At 52.8% G+C, this 16,321-nt stretch carries 14 protein-coding genes; all 14 read right to left on the bottom strand.

All coding sequences use genetic code 11. From position 1 onward, the window contains the following. Positions 1-153: 153 nt before the first annotated feature. Positions 154-1,395, bottom strand: coding sequence for a lysozyme inhibitor LprI family protein (locus ACNSOI_RS07110; RefSeq protein WP_420195446.1), 1,242 nt, complete (start codon positions 1,393-1,395; stop codon positions 154-156). Continuing rightward, complete coding sequence (brxL, locus tag ACNSOI_RS07105; protein WP_420195445.1) at positions 1,395-3,452, bottom strand: protease Lon-related BREX system protein BrxL; 2,058 nt, start codon at positions 3,450-3,452, stop codon at positions 1,395-1,397. Before brxL ends, ACNSOI_RS07110 begins: the two co-directional genes overlap by 1 nt. Next, positions 3,439-6,060, bottom strand: coding sequence for a BREX-1 system phosphatase PglZ type A (pglZ, locus tag ACNSOI_RS07100; RefSeq protein ID WP_420195444.1), 2,622 nt, complete (start codon positions 6,058-6,060; stop codon positions 3,439-3,441). Before pglZ ends, brxL begins: the two co-directional genes overlap by 14 nt. 74 nt (positions 6,061-6,134) lie before the next feature. After that, positions 6,135-6,431 carry a type II toxin-antitoxin system RelE/ParE family toxin gene (locus ACNSOI_RS07095; RefSeq protein ID WP_420195443.1) on the bottom strand — a complete coding sequence of 99 codons (297 nt, stop codon included), beginning with the start codon at positions 6,429-6,431 and terminating at the stop codon, positions 6,135-6,137. After that, positions 6,431-6,631 (bottom strand): addiction module protein, encoded by a 201-nt coding sequence (locus ACNSOI_RS07090; protein ID WP_420195442.1) that lies wholly within the window; start codon positions 6,629-6,631, stop codon positions 6,431-6,433. The genes ACNSOI_RS07095 and ACNSOI_RS07090 overlap by 1 nt, the downstream gene beginning before the upstream one ends. Positions 6,632-6,758: 127 nt before the next feature. Continuing rightward, complete coding sequence (locus ACNSOI_RS07085) at positions 6,759-8,363, bottom strand: DUF4041 domain-containing protein (RefSeq protein ID WP_420195441.1); 1,605 nt, start codon at positions 8,361-8,363, stop codon at positions 6,759-6,761. Between the two features lie 59 nt (positions 8,364-8,422). Then, positions 8,423-9,382 carry a toll/interleukin-1 receptor domain-containing protein gene (locus ACNSOI_RS07080; protein ID WP_420195440.1) on the bottom strand — a complete coding sequence of 320 codons (960 nt, stop codon included), beginning with the start codon at positions 9,380-9,382 and terminating at the stop codon, positions 8,423-8,425. A 24-nt stretch (positions 9,383-9,406) separates the two neighbouring features. Continuing rightward, positions 9,407-9,715: a hypothetical protein gene (locus tag ACNSOI_RS07075; protein WP_420195439.1), complete on the bottom strand. Its 309-nt coding sequence runs from the start codon at positions 9,713-9,715 to the stop codon at positions 9,407-9,409. A gap of 145 nt (positions 9,716-9,860) precedes the next feature. Beyond that, entirely contained in the window at positions 9,861-10,346 is a 486-nt protein-coding gene (locus ACNSOI_RS07070) for a toll/interleukin-1 receptor domain-containing protein (protein ID WP_420195438.1), read from the bottom strand. 278 nt (positions 10,347-10,624) lie between these two features. After that, entirely contained in the window at positions 10,625-11,152 is a 528-nt protein-coding gene (locus ACNSOI_RS07065) for a hypothetical protein (RefSeq protein ID WP_420195437.1), read from the bottom strand. 84 nt (positions 11,153-11,236) lie between these two features. Further along, positions 11,237-12,055, bottom strand: a complete 819-nt coding sequence (locus ACNSOI_RS07060) for an abortive infection family protein (protein ID WP_420195436.1) — start codon at positions 12,053-12,055, stop codon at positions 11,237-11,239. 120 nt (positions 12,056-12,175) lie between these two features. Next, positions 12,176-13,918 (bottom strand): BREX-1 system adenine-specific DNA-methyltransferase PglX, encoded by a 1,743-nt coding sequence (gene pglX, locus ACNSOI_RS07055; protein WP_420195435.1) that lies wholly within the window; start codon positions 13,916-13,918, stop codon positions 12,176-12,178. Further along, positions 13,918-14,385 carry a hypothetical protein gene (locus tag ACNSOI_RS07050; protein WP_420195434.1) on the bottom strand — a complete coding sequence of 156 codons (468 nt, stop codon included), beginning with the start codon at positions 14,383-14,385 and terminating at the stop codon, positions 13,918-13,920. Before ACNSOI_RS07050 ends, pglX (ACNSOI_RS07055) begins: the two co-directional genes overlap by 1 nt. After that, positions 14,382-16,307, bottom strand: coding sequence for a BREX-1 system adenine-specific DNA-methyltransferase PglX (pglX, locus tag ACNSOI_RS07045; RefSeq protein ID WP_420195433.1), 1,926 nt, complete (start codon positions 16,305-16,307; stop codon positions 14,382-14,384). Before pglX (ACNSOI_RS07045) ends, ACNSOI_RS07050 begins: the two co-directional genes overlap by 4 nt. Positions 16,308-16,321: the final 14 nt, after the last annotated feature.

The raw sequence follows: 16,321 nt of genomic DNA, 5'->3' as shown, positions 1-16,321 counted from the left end.
CGCTATCAAGGTGTCCGGTTTAAATGGGGGCTACTACAGTCGGTTCTGTCGCCAGCCTCTGCTAGACCAGAAGTACGGCAAAAAAGATCTACTCGACCGCGCGGTATCCGGCGGAGCCTATGGGTCAAACCGTCGCAAATTCTGAGGGACTCATTACCAAATATCGCGCAACTGTCCAGCTTTCCTCAGCTCGGCCCAGCGTTTAAGCAACAACGCCCGCTGCCTCACCATCGGTGCGAGCGATTCATCTGCATCTCCGGCTCTCATGGCGTTGAACATGGTCCCGCGTACGCCTTCATATCGCCAATCCAGCAGCGAGCTATTCAGTTCCATGGTGCGATCTCGGTCCTTGATCCACAAACGCTGAGACTCGAGAAGCAAAGCTCGTTCATCCCGAGTAAATTGATCTTGGAGCTGCTGGTAGTATTTGTTTAATTCTCGGTCCCAAAGCTCATAACTGACAAAGCAGGGGATCGTCTTGGTGTTTATGGAAGTGCTATCAATACAAGATTGGACGTACTCATCGATGTACTCCTGAAACGCCTCAACGGTCTCAAAGTCCTCTAGGAAAGCAAATTTATGGATCTCTTTTGTCTGAAATTCAGTTGACTCAGCGCTATCGTCTCTTTGAATCCCAGATAATTTTGCGTTAATCACCTGCCATCTGCCGCCACTACTGGTTCTGGTAAGCACTGCAACCAATCTGTCGGGTGGACCTGACCAGGCTCCATTTACTGACACAAAGAGAACAAGGTCCAACTTCCCATCTCGGTTCATGTCTCGATATACGTGATCGTATACTTCCACCGAATACCATGACGCTCGTTCAAGGCAGTCTAATGCATCCCTTTCCGAATCGTAGCTGTAAACACCGCCCGTCAATCTGCACTGATCAGACTTGTTGGAGACTTGAAGGCCCAGCATGCTCAAGTGGAGGCTCTGGAACGTCTCTTGTGACACGAAATCCCGTTCAAAATCCCTACTTCCTTTTTTGATCCGCGAGTGGCGTGCGCAATAGGAAAGCCCCGCAAATACGTCGTTAAAAGTTATCTGATCAGGAACCTGGGCCAGACCTGCCAGATCACCTCCTTCCTCCGTAAGGGTCTCGAGAAACGAACAACCTCTTGGTAACAAAACCGACACGGTTTTAAAGCGGGGATCACGCCATGTTTGTTCCGCACTATCAGACTTCGCGACCCCAACACCTTGCTGGTCAAAGCCGCCTTCCTTTAAAAGTTCCTCAAACGCATCCATGGAGCGGACTTCAAGCGTTATTTTGAGATCGAGCACCTCAGGACTAATCTCCGTTTTCAACTTGGAGGCTTCAGCAAACCCGACCGGCAACACCGTAAGAAATAGAAGGCAAAGACTGAAAGCGCGGCGATCAAGGAACATCAATCCACCCCCAACGCCTTAAACACCGCATCCACCGGATCCGCATAAAAGCTCGTCTGGAACCGGGTAAACAGCTCCCCTGGCACCGTAGGGATATCCGCAGCACTGGTGATCGGCAGCGCGACGCGTTTGCCGCCGCCATCCAGGGCAACCTGTAAGCAGTCGGCCAGACTTTGTACCGGGTTCACACTGCCGCCGAGGCTCATTTCGCCGAGCACAACCAGCTGTGGCTGAACCGGGCGGCCCATGAGGCCGGAGGCGAAGGCGACCACGCTGGGCAAGGCCAGTGACTGCAACGGGCCTGCGCCTTGAAGATCTACCAAGTGCAGGTGGAAGTCATGCTCCAGCACCCGGGTGCCCCCGGAGATTCGGCTCATGTTGGCCTTGAAATAATCGAAGGCCATTTTTACCTGCTCTTTCAGGGTGGTGAGGGTCCAGAGGCCGGAGGTTGCCAGCTTGCCCGTACCCTTAGTGACCTGCAATTCGATCCGGTAAAGGCTGGGCGTGCCCTTCTTGCCAACATCGATCAGATGAACCACACCCGGTTTACCCTGCCCCTCGGGAATCAATTTGCCGCCACCCTGCTCTTTTACGCTGACGAAATGTTCCTCAAGGTTCTCATTGTCGATGTAGCTGAAATGCACATCGAAGAATTCCATGCCCCCGATTTTCTTCAGCTGCTCCTTCACCCTGCGGCGCACTTCCAGGGCATACTCCAGGCACTGGCGCACGGCCTCTTTGTCGAACTCACCATGGGGGTACAGCAGTTTCAGCAGGCCGGAAACCGTCTTGCGCACTGCAATCACGTCGCGCTGATTCAGGTTACTGCCCAGCTTGAAATACTTATCCAATGCATCGGCAAAGCTGCGTTTGCGCATTTCCCGGTAGAACTCAGCCAGGTAGTCCACAATCAGACCGTATCGATTGGTGAAGAACTCAGGCCGCATCTTGGGGATTTCCCAGCCAGGAATGTACGCATGGAAGCGATCAAAAAAAGCAGAATCGATCATCTGTTCCGGGAAGGGAGCCAACAGATGGCTGGTTTTGACGAGCGACTCTACAGACTGATTGATGTTGCCCACAAACACCATGGAGGCATTGGCTTCCATCTGCTCACGGCCGCGGGCGAAGGAGCCGGAGGCCATGTAGTCCTTCATGATCTGGACGCCATCCTTTTCCTTGAAGTTGATGCCCGCCACTTCATCAAAGGCCACAAGGTCCCACATGCCCACCAGGCCGATTTTGCGGCTGCTCATGTTGTAGAAGAGGTTCGCCACCGTCGTCTGACCACCCGATACCAGAATGCTATTGGGTGAGCACTCTTTGTAGATATGACTCTTGCCCGTGCCCCTCGGGCCCAGCTCACATACGTTGTAGTTGTTCTCGACAAACGGAATCATGCGCGCCAGCAGATGCCACTGTACCGACTCGTCCAGCGACGCGGGCTCCATACCAATTGAGCGAATCAGCGTCTCCCGCCACTGGTCAACGGTCAGCGCGGCCCGGCCGGCGAATAGCTCGGCCATATTCATGTTGGGCATCTGAATCGGCTTAAGGGTGCTTACGCCAAAGGGTGAGCCTTTCTGCCCTTCCTCATGGTAATAACTCAGAGTCGCGATCACCCAGATCCCGCCGACCAACAGCTTCTCGTTTTCTTTGACGATGCCCGCCCCGATCTCAGCATCCTTGATGCCCAGATTAGAAAAAGCCGCCTCATAGCAGTCTTTCTTCTCGTTCAGGCGAACGGTCACCCGGTCGATCACCTTGTAACTGCCCCGCTCCCGAACCAGCGATTTCACCTTCTCGGCTTCATCCGGGCGCACGTAGTTCTCAGACAGCACCGTTTTAACGTTACGCAGGCCCGTCTCGATGACTTCCGGGTCATCGGAGGCGCAATACATACCCAGCAGGTACTCCAGCACATAGACAGGCACGTTCGCGCCCTCTTTGATCTGCTTGGTCAGATCCTTACGCACCACCCGGCCCGCAAAGTGCTCATTAAGTAACTGATCCAGATCCTTATCTGACTGCATGGCCCCTGCCTTAGAAAAAATCATCGGTAAACGCCAGGTCAATCACCACCCGGTAACGTTCAATCTCGGTGTTCAGGTCTTTATCTTTGAGTATCAGGAAGTAATCCCGCTTGCGGTCAAAGTCCTTACCGGACAACGACAATCGCACTTGTTTAACCCGCTCAGTCATGGAATCTGAAGCGCTATCAAAGGTCACCACCTCTTCGCTGGACACCTGCTCCGCCCCTTCGTAGATCGCGACCGCTATGGTTACGGGAAGCACCTGATCGCTCACGGCTTCCGTCTGCATCAGGTCAAACCGCTGGATGTTATTGACCATCTTCAGAGTCGGCTTGGGCGAGATGACCTCCACCTTACGCTTGGAACGGCTTTCAGCCTTCTCACCGCGCAACTGCTTCACCGTCAGCACCGGCACCACGATTTCCTGCGGCATAGCGCCACCGTGGACAAACCGAGCGCCTCCCACAAAGTGGAAACGGTTGGCCCCTTTGGGAATCCAGAAGCGGGTATCGGACGCAGTTCCAGCAGTATGGCGGGTAGAGCCACACCAGGCATCTTTGGCATCCGGCAAGTCGTGGCCTATAACGTAACGCTTTTTACTCTTGAGCGCATTGCTTGGCTTGTCTGCAAGCGAGGTTCTGTCTGCGGCCTCCAGCTTGCTGTGCTGGAACAGGAAACCATGGTCTGCCGTCACCAACACCGTGCTGGTGTTGAAGTGCATCATGATCTTGCGGGTCAGTTCCGTCAGCTCTTCGATGGCGTGTTCCACCGCATTGAAGGTTTCAGATTCTGTGGAGGCGCTATCGCCCCTGGCATCCACCACGTTGTGGTAGACATACACCAGATTCTGATCTCTTAGGGCGTCACGCCCCTCTTCCCGGCTCCAGGCTTTTACGGTTTCTGCCTGCACCGCCATCCCGTTGTAACTGGCCAGAACCCGATTGCGGTTTTCGCTGCCCTTGGTGGATTTTCCGTCTACAAACACGTCATCACTCACGCCGTCCCGGTATTCCAGGGCTTGATGAGGCAACAGAGAGGCCATACCCAGCGTGGTATAACTGGGCAACACCCCTAACTGGCTGGAAAGTTTTGCCTCGCTGTAGCGCTTCACATTGATACGATCCTGCAGCTCCACCGCCGCCTCATAGCGGAAGGCATCACTGATGATCACCACCAGGCGTTTGTTGCGGGCCGAGTCCAGCTTGGGCTTCACCTGGGTGTCGTAGAAATGGTGTTGATTGGGCACACCGCGAATGGCCCAATGCTCCAGTAGCTCCTCGCCTTCCACCAAGTCACCCCAGTTGCGGGCGAGCTGGTCCAGATACCAGTAGGCGTAACACTGCTCTACAGCATCATCCAGCGCCTTCAGAATCTCCACGTGAGCCTGACGGGAGGCTGCGCAGTAATGGCGGTACTCTGTGTCAAATCGGTACAGATCAGTTTCGTAGGCCTTATACAGCGCCTCAGCACTGGCGAAATGAAAACCTTCCGGATGAGCCTGGCGCAGTGCAAACAGATCGATCGCCGCAGAAAGCGCCGAATAGATGGTCCGAAACTTCCGACGAACGTCATCATCCTTGTGCCGAGACGCCCAGTAACCATCCAACCGGTCCGAAATTACACGGGCGAACAGGTTCAAATCCGCTAGCCGGGCTTCCGGAATGACTTTCACCAGATCGACAATAATGCGGTTCTCCGCTTCCCGGAAGGTGGCGACATTGGCCAGCACCTCAAGCGAGTAGTCCTCAATGCGGGACTTGATATTGAGGGCCGTGGAAACCCAGTCGGCGATCACATCATAAGCCGGGTAATAGCGAGAGCTGTCGCGCCAACGGGACAAAAGCGCCCGCGAGGTGGCTCTGGCATTGGCCGATGAAATGGCCACCGAGCGGGCCCAGTCCGGGACTTCTGAAATGCTTTCGCAAAAACCCGTGGCCAGCAGGCGAATTAGAAAATGCCCGAAGCTAAATGAGGCCTCACCGCGCAGCTCTTCTTCGGAGGCTGGATAACCCACCTCCTCCTGGAATGCCCGAACCAGTGGTGGCACCAGACCATACTTCTCTAACTCATTGATGGACTCCGGCACCTGCTCCAGCCCGCCATCAGCCTTCACCAGCTCATCGCCCAGCGTAAACAGGATATTAGCGATATCCGGCGATTCGGCCCGGGTAACCACGGCAATCATGGCCAGGTCCAACGCAACTTCATCAAAATCCGGCTGGATAAAGCGCTTGAGAGCGGCCAACCGGGCTTTGCTCAGAAACTTCTCACGCCGGGCAAGGTGCGCCCTAAGACTCTGCTGCCGCAAGCCCAGCTCATTGAAGATGATCGAAATGCGGTCTGCATGGAAGGCACGAGAATACAGCTTCATGTCCATAAGCCAGTCGTCTTCGGGCTCTGGCTCGGCGTAGGGGAAGTACAGCAGGTACTTGCCGTTCTGGTCTTCCAGCTCCAGCTTCAGCTTAACTGCCAGAGATGACTCACCCGACATATCCATGACCTGGACGCCCTGCAAGTCGAGATTGGCCAGCTCATCAGCAAAACTCTGCTCGGGGTCGTACCAGAACACCAGGCGGTGGTTTTCGGAGAAAAAAGCCTGATGAAGGCCCTGGCTGAGCTGTTTCGAATCCATGTACTGCGCCTTATCCAACCATCTGTTTATTCGATAGTTTAGTAATGTACCACAGGGATTACAGGTTGAGTTGCTTATGCCCGACCGGACCAGGATGCGGGATCTTTCCGAGCATGGAAAATGGCGGTAACAATAACTTCCTGGCCTTGCACCAGATAAAAAATGCGGTAAGGGAATCGGCGGATTGGGATTCGCCTCAACTCCCTATGAATTTTACGGTAAACAAGAGGATTTCTCTGGACCTTGTCCAAAGCCTCTTCGAGACACAAGAGAAAATCATGGCCAAGGCCCTCCCTTTTCTCTTCATAGAAATCGAAATGCACCCCGACATCCAGCTCCGCGTCCTTTCGAAGTGTGAGCGTATATCCCATTACTTTGACAATATCCGAGCCTTAACGTCAGCCCACGTACTGCCTCGATCCTGGTCTAGCTCGAACGCCTGCAATCGCTGGTCGAGTTCCAATTTCTGGGCATCAGTAAGCTCAACTTCGGAGCCTTCGGCGACCACGCTGTCCCATAGCGCCTCTGCAAGAATGATGCGCTCAGATACGGTGAGTGATTGTATTTCCATAATGGCTGCCTCTAGTCGTACAAGCTTTGAGCAATTCTACCACACCCTTCAAAAGACCAAGCCCGAAGACGAAGAGTCTTCCACCTACAGCATAAAACGTTGTGATAGAGGATCAAAGTCCCGCGATTTATGCAGTAACCGGCGCTTCCATAGCCTGCTTTCTGGAAATACTCAGCGACTCCCGATACTCCGCCGCTTCCGCTTTCATGGTCCAGTGTATTTCGTTCATGCCCTGCTGCTCCACCGCCTGGCGAATCTCTGCAACGTTCAGATTAAAGAACTCCTTGCGGGGATTAACCTTGTTCACTGATGCCTCATCAAACCGCCGATGCAGAGCCTTTTCCAGCGCTGGCGCATCGTCACTGTAGATCATGGCATGAACATCAAAGTCGAAGGGAACGGACGCATCACCCAGTTCTTTCACCCGATCTGCAGGCTCCAGCCGGCGCGTCATACCTATCTTGAATACATTCTCACCAAAGCTGCCAATGTTACTAATGACATAAACATGGCCTCGCCTGGTCTGTTGCGCCATCGAAATCGCCCGCTGCCCCCGGCTCTCTGCCTCTGCCAATTTGGATTCCAGCTCAGCGAGCTGGGCTTCGTACTCTGCACGCTGCTCACCGTGAGCAGAAGCCAGCTCCTTACGAGCAGTTTCCATGGCCTTTTGTAGCATTCGTTCTTCTTTTTCGGCCTCTTTAATGGCCTTCTCTATTTCGCGGCGAGCTTTTTCTTCCTCACGCATTTGCTCCCGAATGGCCCGCTGCTCCTCCCGTTCGATCTGCCTCAGCTCGTGAGTGGCAACCGCCCACTTAAGCTCCTCCAAGCGAGCCTCCAGGTATTCCTGGTTAATGCGAGCATTACGAAATGGCATACCGTTGTGATTCACCAGGGCGAAGGCATCGAGAATTTCCTGTTTGATCTTGCCGTAGTTGTCGTGCTTGACCTTGGCCAACGCCGAATCGACTTTGCCGTTGAAGGCATCCACGGCGAAATGTATTGCAAAAGCTCGTCGGTTTGCCTCCGCATAATCGCAGGCCCCCGCATTGCCATTTTTGACCATGTCCCGAACGCGCTTTCTTGCTCGCTTCAATTGCTCGCCGGCTTCCTTGTGGCTGTATTCCTCCGCCAGCTCATCCAGAACCGCATGATTAGGGATGATATAGTCATCTTTGTAGCCTTGGATGGTGTTGCGCATGGCAACCACAGTGGCCTCGTACAGGTCAGCCTTCCCCTTGGCCGCGAGCGCGTCACCAGCTACTTCTTCCGCCTGTCGTTTGGCGAAATCGAGTACCCTCTCAGCCTCTGCCCGACCGTCAGCCTCAATCTGATCGGCCTTCAGCCTTGCCTCTCTGAGCGCTGCCTTTGCTTCCGTACTGATTTGACCGGCCTCTTCCGTGGCCTCGCTCAGTCTTTTCTCAGCTTCGGAATACACACGTTCCGCATCATTCCTGACCGCCTGTGCCTGCATCTCCGCCTTACCCAGTAACAGCCGCGCGTGTTGTTCCATATCGGTAATGGGCTTGTATCTGGCATCCAGGTCGGCGCTGTATTTTTCCGCTTCCCTTTTCTTCTCTTCAGCCTGCTTCAAAGCCAGCATCGCCTCCGCCAGCTTTTTCTTCATAGCATTTCGGCTTCGCCTGGAAAGCCACGCGATCACGACCGGAGTAAAGAAAATAAGAAGGGTGACGATGGCGATGACAGCATCGACGGCTGAGGTTGGCTCTTCCATGTGTTTTCCTGATTATCGTTTTTGGTTTTTAGTAAATGCCTGAGCAGCGCAGGCAATGCTCATTTGAGGGGTCGAATAAAGCTGTCCCAAAAGTACTCGGCGACACCCTCGCACGTGAGCAAACTGTCACGACCGTACCCGGACATTCCGCCCATCATCGAACGGAACCCAAGCATAGTTCCATCGTCTTCTAACGTAACGGCATCATTACAGCTATTGGTCGAGACCCCGGATTGGCTGTAACAAATATCTCCCAGCGCCATACCTCCGCCAGTTTTCCATATGCCACAGTGACAAACTCTTTGCCCATTTTGGTAAAGAGAAGCCTCGAAGCTGTCAGCATCCTTCTGGTGAAAATCTTGCTCCAACTCGGGATTCCGAGCGCAGATCTCCTTTAAGGAATTTTCAAAGAAACGAGACAGGAACTGAATTCCCTCCCGACGAGCAAGGTCTTTATCCCTGTCACTGAATTCCTTTCGAATGCCCAAATTGCTGCTGCGAGGACCAGAATCGACCGGCTTTACGAATGATGGCGATGTAGCCGGGCGGGTATTGTCAGTAGGAGAGTTCTGGGCCGTGGCACCCAATTCCTTCAAAACAGATTTGATGGCCTGAGCGACTTGGTAGAAACCATCTTCGACGTGAGTGAATTTCGAGATCGGATAACCATCCTCTGGGGTGGCCATCAGCTTTCCGAATGGCAGATCATGCCAGTCACAGGTTTTCAGAATCACCGGAACGACACGCGCCTCACCTTTATTGTGCCGCTTGAGGGCGTGCTTCACTTCAACGTCGTAGCAATAATCTGAATTGATGAAGTCGGGGCTAATCAGCAAAAGGATGATGTCTGCATCTTCAAAGTGCTGGCCTATTTCCCCATGCAGTTCAGTACCGGCTGTTATGCGCCGGTCATGCCAAGTGGAAATGAGCCCTCGTCTTTTGAGCGGCATCAAATGCTTTTCCAGCTCATCCCTCAGAGCCTCATCCACATGGGAATAAGAGAAAACCAGCTTCGCCATACATCATCCTTAACTTTTCAGAACCTAAACCAATGATCGCAATCGCTGAAGAAACGCAACCAGCTTACCGCTGTTGAGATCCCCATGCCCCAAACCAAAATGCGACCAGAGATCTAAAACCTGTTGCTCTTTTGAGCTGGGCCGTCTAGAGCCGCCAGGCCCCACGGGGCAGGCTCCCGATGAAACACCAACATTGATGTCAGACGTATTCACTACCACCCGCACACATACCAGCTCGCCGGCTTTCTGACGTCGTCTTATCTGCTCGTGAAGCCAGCTTTCAGAAAGTCCTTCCAGAGACTGCTCCATTCCTGCAACGGTTACTGTAATCATAAATATGACTCCTTCGGTTCATTTCACCTTGACAGTCTCACAACAAAGCGACAGAAAGCGTCGCTTTTAGCATTTTTGGCCATCAGAACCGAAGAAAAATCAAACAACTGCTGCTCTTGGTAACTGAGAATTATTGAGCACGTTCCTAGTCTTCCAAGGTAACCAGTTCAGCTAACTTGGCCACGATTTCAGTCATTGGTTCCTCAGCAGTGCTCAGGCCGCTGCGTGACCCGAGCAAGGGGCTTACTTCACGAAGGGCCTCATATGTAGTGTTGTGTACGATGGGAACGAGCAGATCACGCGCCAAGAGTGCTGAAAGCTCTTTATCAGCGATACCTTCTGCATTGACTCGTCTCAGGAAAGCGGGGGTTACCAATACAATCCCGACCCGCGACCTTGCTAAACCCTTATCGATTTCGCGCAGTAGCGACGAACCAAGAAGCACGTCTTTTTCACTGAACCAAACAGAGACATCTTTCGATACAAGCAGATCGTGAAGCTCTTTTGCAGCTCCTTTGCGATCATCCCAAGCATGGCAAAGAAAAGTGTCCCGCAGGTCAGGAACTGATGCCCGCTCTTCAACGCTTTCACGTATGGGTGTAAGTGTCCTTACCTCCGAAGGTGTGTACATGACGGGTGAACTTGCCCGGGACCAGCGGGGTTTCGTGGTTCGGCCTGACCCGCCGCCACTACTTCTTCGACTGCCTCCGCTACTGTTAGGGCTACTACCCCCAAATGACGAGTACGGGTAGGACGAATAGGACGAATACGAGCGGTACCCACTGCGGCTACTACAAGCAGGGCAAGCAGCTGCTGCGCTCGCTGTACGGTGGCCATTTACTGGAGCTGTGCATCTTGCCATGTTGAATACCTCTCTAGAGTCTGGAGCGCTCGAATATTTTTTTGAGATCAAAGCTTAAGCTTGCGAATTTGGTGGGCCGAGATATTCAATACAAGGCCAACCTGGTTGTCGTTGAGGCCCTTTCCTTTTAAAAACTCGACTACTTCCCTACGGGTGTCGATGATGTTGTGCCTATCCGTGTGAGCCTGCAGCGGATCACCACCCTGCCGAATCAACCTCGTGTAATATTCATCCATACTCAAGGTGTAGCTCGGCAAGCACAATCTTGCACCACTTGCTGAGACCCGGCCAAGCAAGGCTGCTGAAAGGCCCAATAAGGAGTAAACCGCATACCAAGGGTCCGTCTTTTTACCTGAAAGTGCTTGGTCAAACTCACCTGCAAAATGATGTAACTGGACACGATGTTCCTCAAACGTCTCAACATCATCAATTTCACGGGTGATCTTTACTGCGACCCTTTTGAGCCAGGTTTTACGGATCCTTTCATTCTGCTCCTGGTTCGCGATATGAGAAGCCTTCGACCTGCCAAGGAAGCGGCGGACAACAAGTTCGAATGCAATTGGTTTATCGATCATCTTTACCTCTGGCGCCAGCAGGATGTACGCCCTTGGAGTGGAGCTGAAAGCGCAATGAAATGAACGGCGGTCTGCCTGCGACTTTTAGTCTTTTTTGGCATGTAGCACCTCCATAATGAAGACCACCAAGGTATGTGCCACATTAACAACTAGTCGGGCCTCGGCAACAACAATACCCGGCGGGCTAGAACCACGACCATGAGCAGATCCAATGTGTGACCTGAATGACCCAACGCCATCAATGATTGATGATATACCTTTTAGCACTTTGTGCTGATCTGCGGCCAAGGTGGCATCAGAGTTCAAACGCAGGTGTGGTTGCACCGCTGCCCACAGCGGCATAACGTTCAATTTATTTGGTGCGACTAGATTGAAATGCTCTATATAGAACTTCAGTGCCGATTCGATAATCGAGCAGGCAGCAGTGACTGCTGCGTGTGGGTCAGTTTGAATATGCTCTACCGCTCTCTCAAACTCTTTTTCAATAGATGAAAAATTGCCCGATTTTAGGTATTCCTCTAATGTTTTGGAAATTGGTGTCGACCCTGCTTGAGTAACATAGCCATTCTGTCGGTACGAAAGCTGGTTTTGGGCCAGAGCCGCTTTAATCCTCCCCTGGCCCTCCTCAATACTTGACGGCGAATCATCAAAAAACGAAATCGGTGGGGCTTGGTCCATGTAGCTTTGAATAACTCTTCCCAAGACCTCAAGAGCATCAATGCCAGGATCTTCATTGCATCGCTTCAACCAATCACTGCATTTTTTCTCACAGTTTCCTTCTGGAGCATCACCGGGAGCACCGCTTTCCATGAAGAGCGTTTCCAGCTTGGAATGACTGTAGTAATGAGCTGCGATTACCGAAGAAACAGCGCCTATTACTGAATTTGGAATAATGCTACCCAACCTCTGGTCTCCATGTGTCCCGAAAAGTAACCATCTCTTTGCAAATTCTCACCATGGCCCCGACACTTCGCTCCCTGGACCTCAGGACATGAGGACTTGTGGCTTCTGCGACAGTGCTCACTACGGCTTGCCCCCTGTGACAGCTTTCACCTCAGCTAACAAATCCCCGAACTTCCCATAATTCACCTTCACCCCATCATCCAGATCCAGGCTGATGCGCTGGTCGGCGTAGTGGCGGAGTTTTTCGTCGAATTCGGCGAGTTCGGACTGTTGTTTATGCAGCGTGGCGATTTCTTTTTCCAGGCGCTTGGTTTCGGCAGCAGAGGTGCTGGTTTCTTTGTCTTGCTCCAGCTTTTCAGTGTAGGCGTTGAGCTTGGCGCTGAGGGGGATGACGTATTCAGTACGCATCCGTGCCAACGTACCTTCGTTGTAGCGGTGCAGGTACACGAGGCACTCAAAGGCTTTGTGTTTGCCGGAGCTGAACAGCCAATAGATCGGGCGCTTTTTATAGGTGCGCAGGTGATCCTTATAGAACTGGGTACTCAGGTAGCGACGGATGGTGTCGAGTGCGGACTCGTCTCGCTTCGATTTTATGGCATGCAGGCAGAGGCTTTCTGCTACAAAATCCAGATTTTCCTGTAGATGCTCATCGCCCCAGACCACGCGGACAAATTCGCGAAAGCGGTTGGTGGCGTCATCAGCGAACCATTCCAGGTCGGTGAGCGGTAGGATGGCATCATCGTCCGGTGCAAAACATGGCGAAGGAATTTGCCCCAGGTAGTCCTGAATGGTTTCGCCTTTGCTAGCGAGGATCAAGCCGGACTGGTCCAGCGAGTAGCGGCCCATCATACAACCGATGGCGTAGGACACCAGCTCCCGGAGGGTGTCGCACCGAAACATACTTTCAAGTTCTGTTTCGAGACGGTCTCCACCGTATCGGTTGAAAGGATTGCAGATCAGAGTAATCTCATCAGTTCGCAGTTCGGCAGAGAGTTCCCCCTCCAAGCCGTAAGTGCTTATGAACATTTGGTTGTTCTCTTCTTCTAGACTGCGCATCTCACTAACCAGATCCCTCTGCCTCAATCGCATACTGTCAAAGGCTGACTGCAACAATTGACTATGATCTCGGGTGTTTACTAATTCGAGCCCTGAGAATTGGAGTGAGAATTCCGCTGAATCCCAATCTTTTTTTGCGATTTGAATGCTACGTTGGGTTCTCTCTAGAAGCTGTTCATTCATTCCGGTCATATCTAACATTGGTATAGCCGAAATATCCTCTAGCTGGAAGTTGACTGTCGGACTAAAGAACTGAAGAAAGTAATTTGAGACTTTGGAATTTAGTAGCGAAAGCAAAAAAACTGCATCATCTTCTGATTCTTGTAAAACGGCTGTTTCTTGGTACATTTCATCGGAGGCTAGGATCCGGAAGCTCGCGTGCCTTGAACCAATTTTCCCCCAAGTAATTCCGGGCAACCCCCAGAACTCTTTACGAATTATCCTTCCAGCAGGAGCAGATTTGTAATGCAACCTGGCATGATCTGACCAATCAATAACATGCATCACATTCCCATACCACTTACGATAACCGCCCCCCATCGCACAAGGTAACCAATGCTTATCAAACGCCCCTATTTCTTGCTTGCTGACTTCCCAAAAAAATCTGATGAACCGATCATTGTTAGTAGTTACGTTTTTTCCTTCAGCTTTTGCGAGATCTCCAACTAACCCCTTCCTACGCTCGAAAACACTTAGCGCATTTTCCGTGAGCCAATAGGCAATCGGTTTTCCCGGAACTTTCTTAAAATCCGCGGCAGAGGCTCGGTAAAAATGCTTCGACATGTCCTTTGTTTCTTGCTGGCTCATTACGCTCCCCTTTTGGGTAATACTTTCCGGTCTTTCGACACGCTCGCTGCAACGCCACCCGACATCGGCTTGAAGCCTTCAGTTAGCGACCGGTGGTAAGACTGAAATTGGCGCAGAACCAGAATGTCGATTTCGTCCGTGGTGCAGTTTTGGTGGTTGTCGCCTCTTGCCTGCATCCGCTGCCCATCAGCACTGTAGCCCCCGATCCTCTCATCTTGTGGCGCAGCATGAATCAGGCCGGCACCTTGTACTTTTGGACATTTGATAGTTTTTGACGCGAGTGTCCAGGTATCGAGAAAGTCAGAGTCTTTAACCCAGACTGTAGACCTGCCGTTAATCTTCCTTAGCAAGCGCTGAAGATTCCCCTCATAGTCGGCTATTGCGAACAATGAGAGGTTGGTGGAGTAGTAGAGGTCTACTTTGGCTTTGCGGAAGGCGATACCAAGATCTTTTAATTTGACCGTCACTGAATTGCCTCCAGTAACAGCCTTCTTTTTTCAGCCTCAGATTTCGCGTCCACCAAGCGAATGTATGCGCCCAAGTAATCAGGAAAGTCTGCGTTTTCAATCACGAATGCCGTTGTGGAGACCACTTCACCGCTGATGCTGTCGAATGCGCGGCTCCCCATGTGCGCCATGGTGATGATGGTGGCGTTGTGAAGTAGCCATTCCCGGAGCTTCTCGTAGCTGGACAGGAACATCCAGGACTGCATATTGATCTGCGCGTTGTATCCGTTGGGCCTGAGCAGTGAAAATGCTCGCTCCATAAAGATCGCGAAGAGATCTGACTTGCTGTTCGGGTAGGCATCTTTTGCGAACTTTTTCAGCGGCGCATTCATGCCTTTGCTGCCCATGTAGGGTGGGTTCGCAATAACCGCATCATACCGCTGGGCCAGCACCCAAGCCTGCTGAACATATGGCAGCAACATTTCCGCTGCTGGTTTCTGCATCACGTCACCCGTGTGAGCCAACTTCTCCAACTCTTCGAGTAACGCTTTCAATGAAGCTTCATCTTCCTGGGGCACTTCGATCAGCGAACCAAAGGTTTTGGCTTCTTCAAACCGCTCTAGCGTTCGTTGCAGCAGTTGGTAGCGTTCATCAGCACTCGCTCTGCTCAAGTCAGCCTGATCACTTTCAAACAGGCTCTGGGACCTACCTTGCTGCCAGTCGCCACCCAAGTTCAGATCCTGCCAAAGTTGAGGCAGGTTAAGATGGCCCGTTTCCTTGAGGGAGAGCACGTTGAGGGTGACGTCGCCTTCCGCTACCCGGCTGAACAGGCGGCGGTCGTCTTCCCTTGCCAGCATCATCAGGGCGAAGCCGGCCAACTGCCCTGCCCGGTCGTCGATGTCCAGGCCGAACAGGTTGTGTTTCAGGATTTGCTGCGGGATGTCCCGGCTGCGATAGCCACGTTCTTCGTAGATCGCTTTCAGGATTTTGTAGGCTTCCACCAATATGTGGCCAGAGCCACAGGCGGGGTCGAGAACTTTGATGCTCTCCGGGTTTATGGCATCGGGCACGGTTTCCGCAAGCTGGGCCTGTACTTCAGGGGGCTGCTCGCCGGGCGAGATAAAGTACGACATCTGCTCTCGCAGGGGGCTGTCCGGGTATGTTTGCAGCCACTGGCGGCCTATGGAGTTTTGTACCAGGTACTGCACTATCCAGTTGGGGGTGAACAGTTGGGTGGCGGCGGGGATGTCTTCGCTTTTGACCACCTTACCGATCACTTGGTCTTTTTTCTCCGAGATGTAGAACTGGTAGAGCCAGCCGATGATTTCCACATCCTGCCAGTCGTCTTCCGGAATGGCGCTGACCAGCTCCCGGATGAGGGAGTCGGTTTTGGTGAGGTTATCTGGCAACAGCAGTTCGGTGGCATCGTCTACCGCTTCAAACAGGAATGGCATGGCTTCGTGCAGAGCGTGGCATTGGGCCAGCAGGAGTTCGCGGTACAGTTCTTCGTCTTTATTGCCGTCCAGCTTCAGTTCCGCGACTTGTTGTGGGTCCAGCCCTGGCAGGCTGATGTCCAGGCAGTCGTCGAGGAGCTGCGGGGTACCGGGGTCACCGTTGGCGGTGCTGAGCACGCGGCGACCGTGGTCCAGAAAGTCATGGATTTCCATGTAGCGGATGGCGCACAGGCGATTAAACCAGCTGTAGGCGGCTTGCTCCATGGCCTGGGCAAAGCCCATTTGCTCAACCATGCGTTCCAGTGCCTTGCGGGCCGGGGCGATGGCTTTGGGGAAGGCGTTTTCGCCAATCAGGGCAATATCCCCCCGCTGCTCCATGGGCTCGGTGCCTTTGGCGGTGATGCCGTAGCGGGCAGTCTGTTTTGTGACCGCCGCGATAAAGTTGTTGCGGGCTTTGGGGGCGTATTTTTTGATGTTGGCGGTGTTCATTGTTGCAATCCCTG

The organism is Marinobacter sp. GH_1 (assembly GCF_048595985.1).
GTDB lineage: Bacteria > Pseudomonadota > Gammaproteobacteria > Pseudomonadales > Oleiphilaceae > Marinobacter > Marinobacter shengliensis.
This window is presented reverse-complemented; position numbering and strand designations above follow the sequence as displayed.

Excerpts from the sequence above, each read along its gene's own strand:
- ACNSOI_RS07110 (WP_420195446.1), bottom strand. The coding sequence starts at position 1,395 with ATGTTCCTTGATCGCCGCGCTTTCAGTCTTTGCCTTCTATTTCTTACG.
- brxL (WP_420195445.1), bottom strand. The coding sequence starts at position 3,452 with ATGATTTTTTCTAAGGCAGGGGCCATGCAGTCAGATAAGGATCTGGAT.
- pglZ (WP_420195444.1), bottom strand. The coding sequence starts at position 6,060 with ATGGATTCGAAACAGCTCAGCCAGGGCCTTCATCAGGCTTTTTTCTCC.
- ACNSOI_RS07095 (WP_420195443.1), bottom strand. The coding sequence starts at position 6,431 with ATGGGATATACGCTCACACTTCGAAAGGACGCGGAGCTGGATGTCGGG.
- ACNSOI_RS07090 (WP_420195442.1), bottom strand. The coding sequence starts at position 6,631 with ATGGAAATACAATCACTCACCGTATCTGAGCGCATCATTCTTGCAGAG.
- ACNSOI_RS07085 (WP_420195441.1), bottom strand. The coding sequence starts at position 8,363 with ATGGAAGAGCCAACCTCAGCCGTCGATGCTGTCATCGCCATCGTCACC.
- ACNSOI_RS07080 (WP_420195440.1), bottom strand. The coding sequence starts at position 9,382 with ATGGCGAAGCTGGTTTTCTCTTATTCCCATGTGGATGAGGCTCTGAGG.
- ACNSOI_RS07075 (WP_420195439.1), bottom strand. The coding sequence starts at position 9,715 with ATGATTACAGTAACCGTTGCAGGAATGGAGCAGTCTCTGGAAGGACTT.
- ACNSOI_RS07070 (WP_420195438.1), bottom strand. The coding sequence starts at position 10,346 with ATGTACACACCTTCGGAGGTAAGGACACTTACACCCATACGTGAAAGC.
- ACNSOI_RS07065 (WP_420195437.1), bottom strand. The coding sequence starts at position 11,152 with ATGATCGATAAACCAATTGCATTCGAACTTGTTGTCCGCCGCTTCCTT.
- pglX (WP_420195435.1), bottom strand. The coding sequence starts at position 13,918 with ATGAGCCAGCAAGAAACAAAGGACATGTCGAAGCATTTTTACCGAGCC.
- pglX (WP_420195433.1), bottom strand. The coding sequence starts at position 16,307 with ATGAACACCGCCAACATCAAAAAATACGCCCCCAAAGCCCGCAACAAC.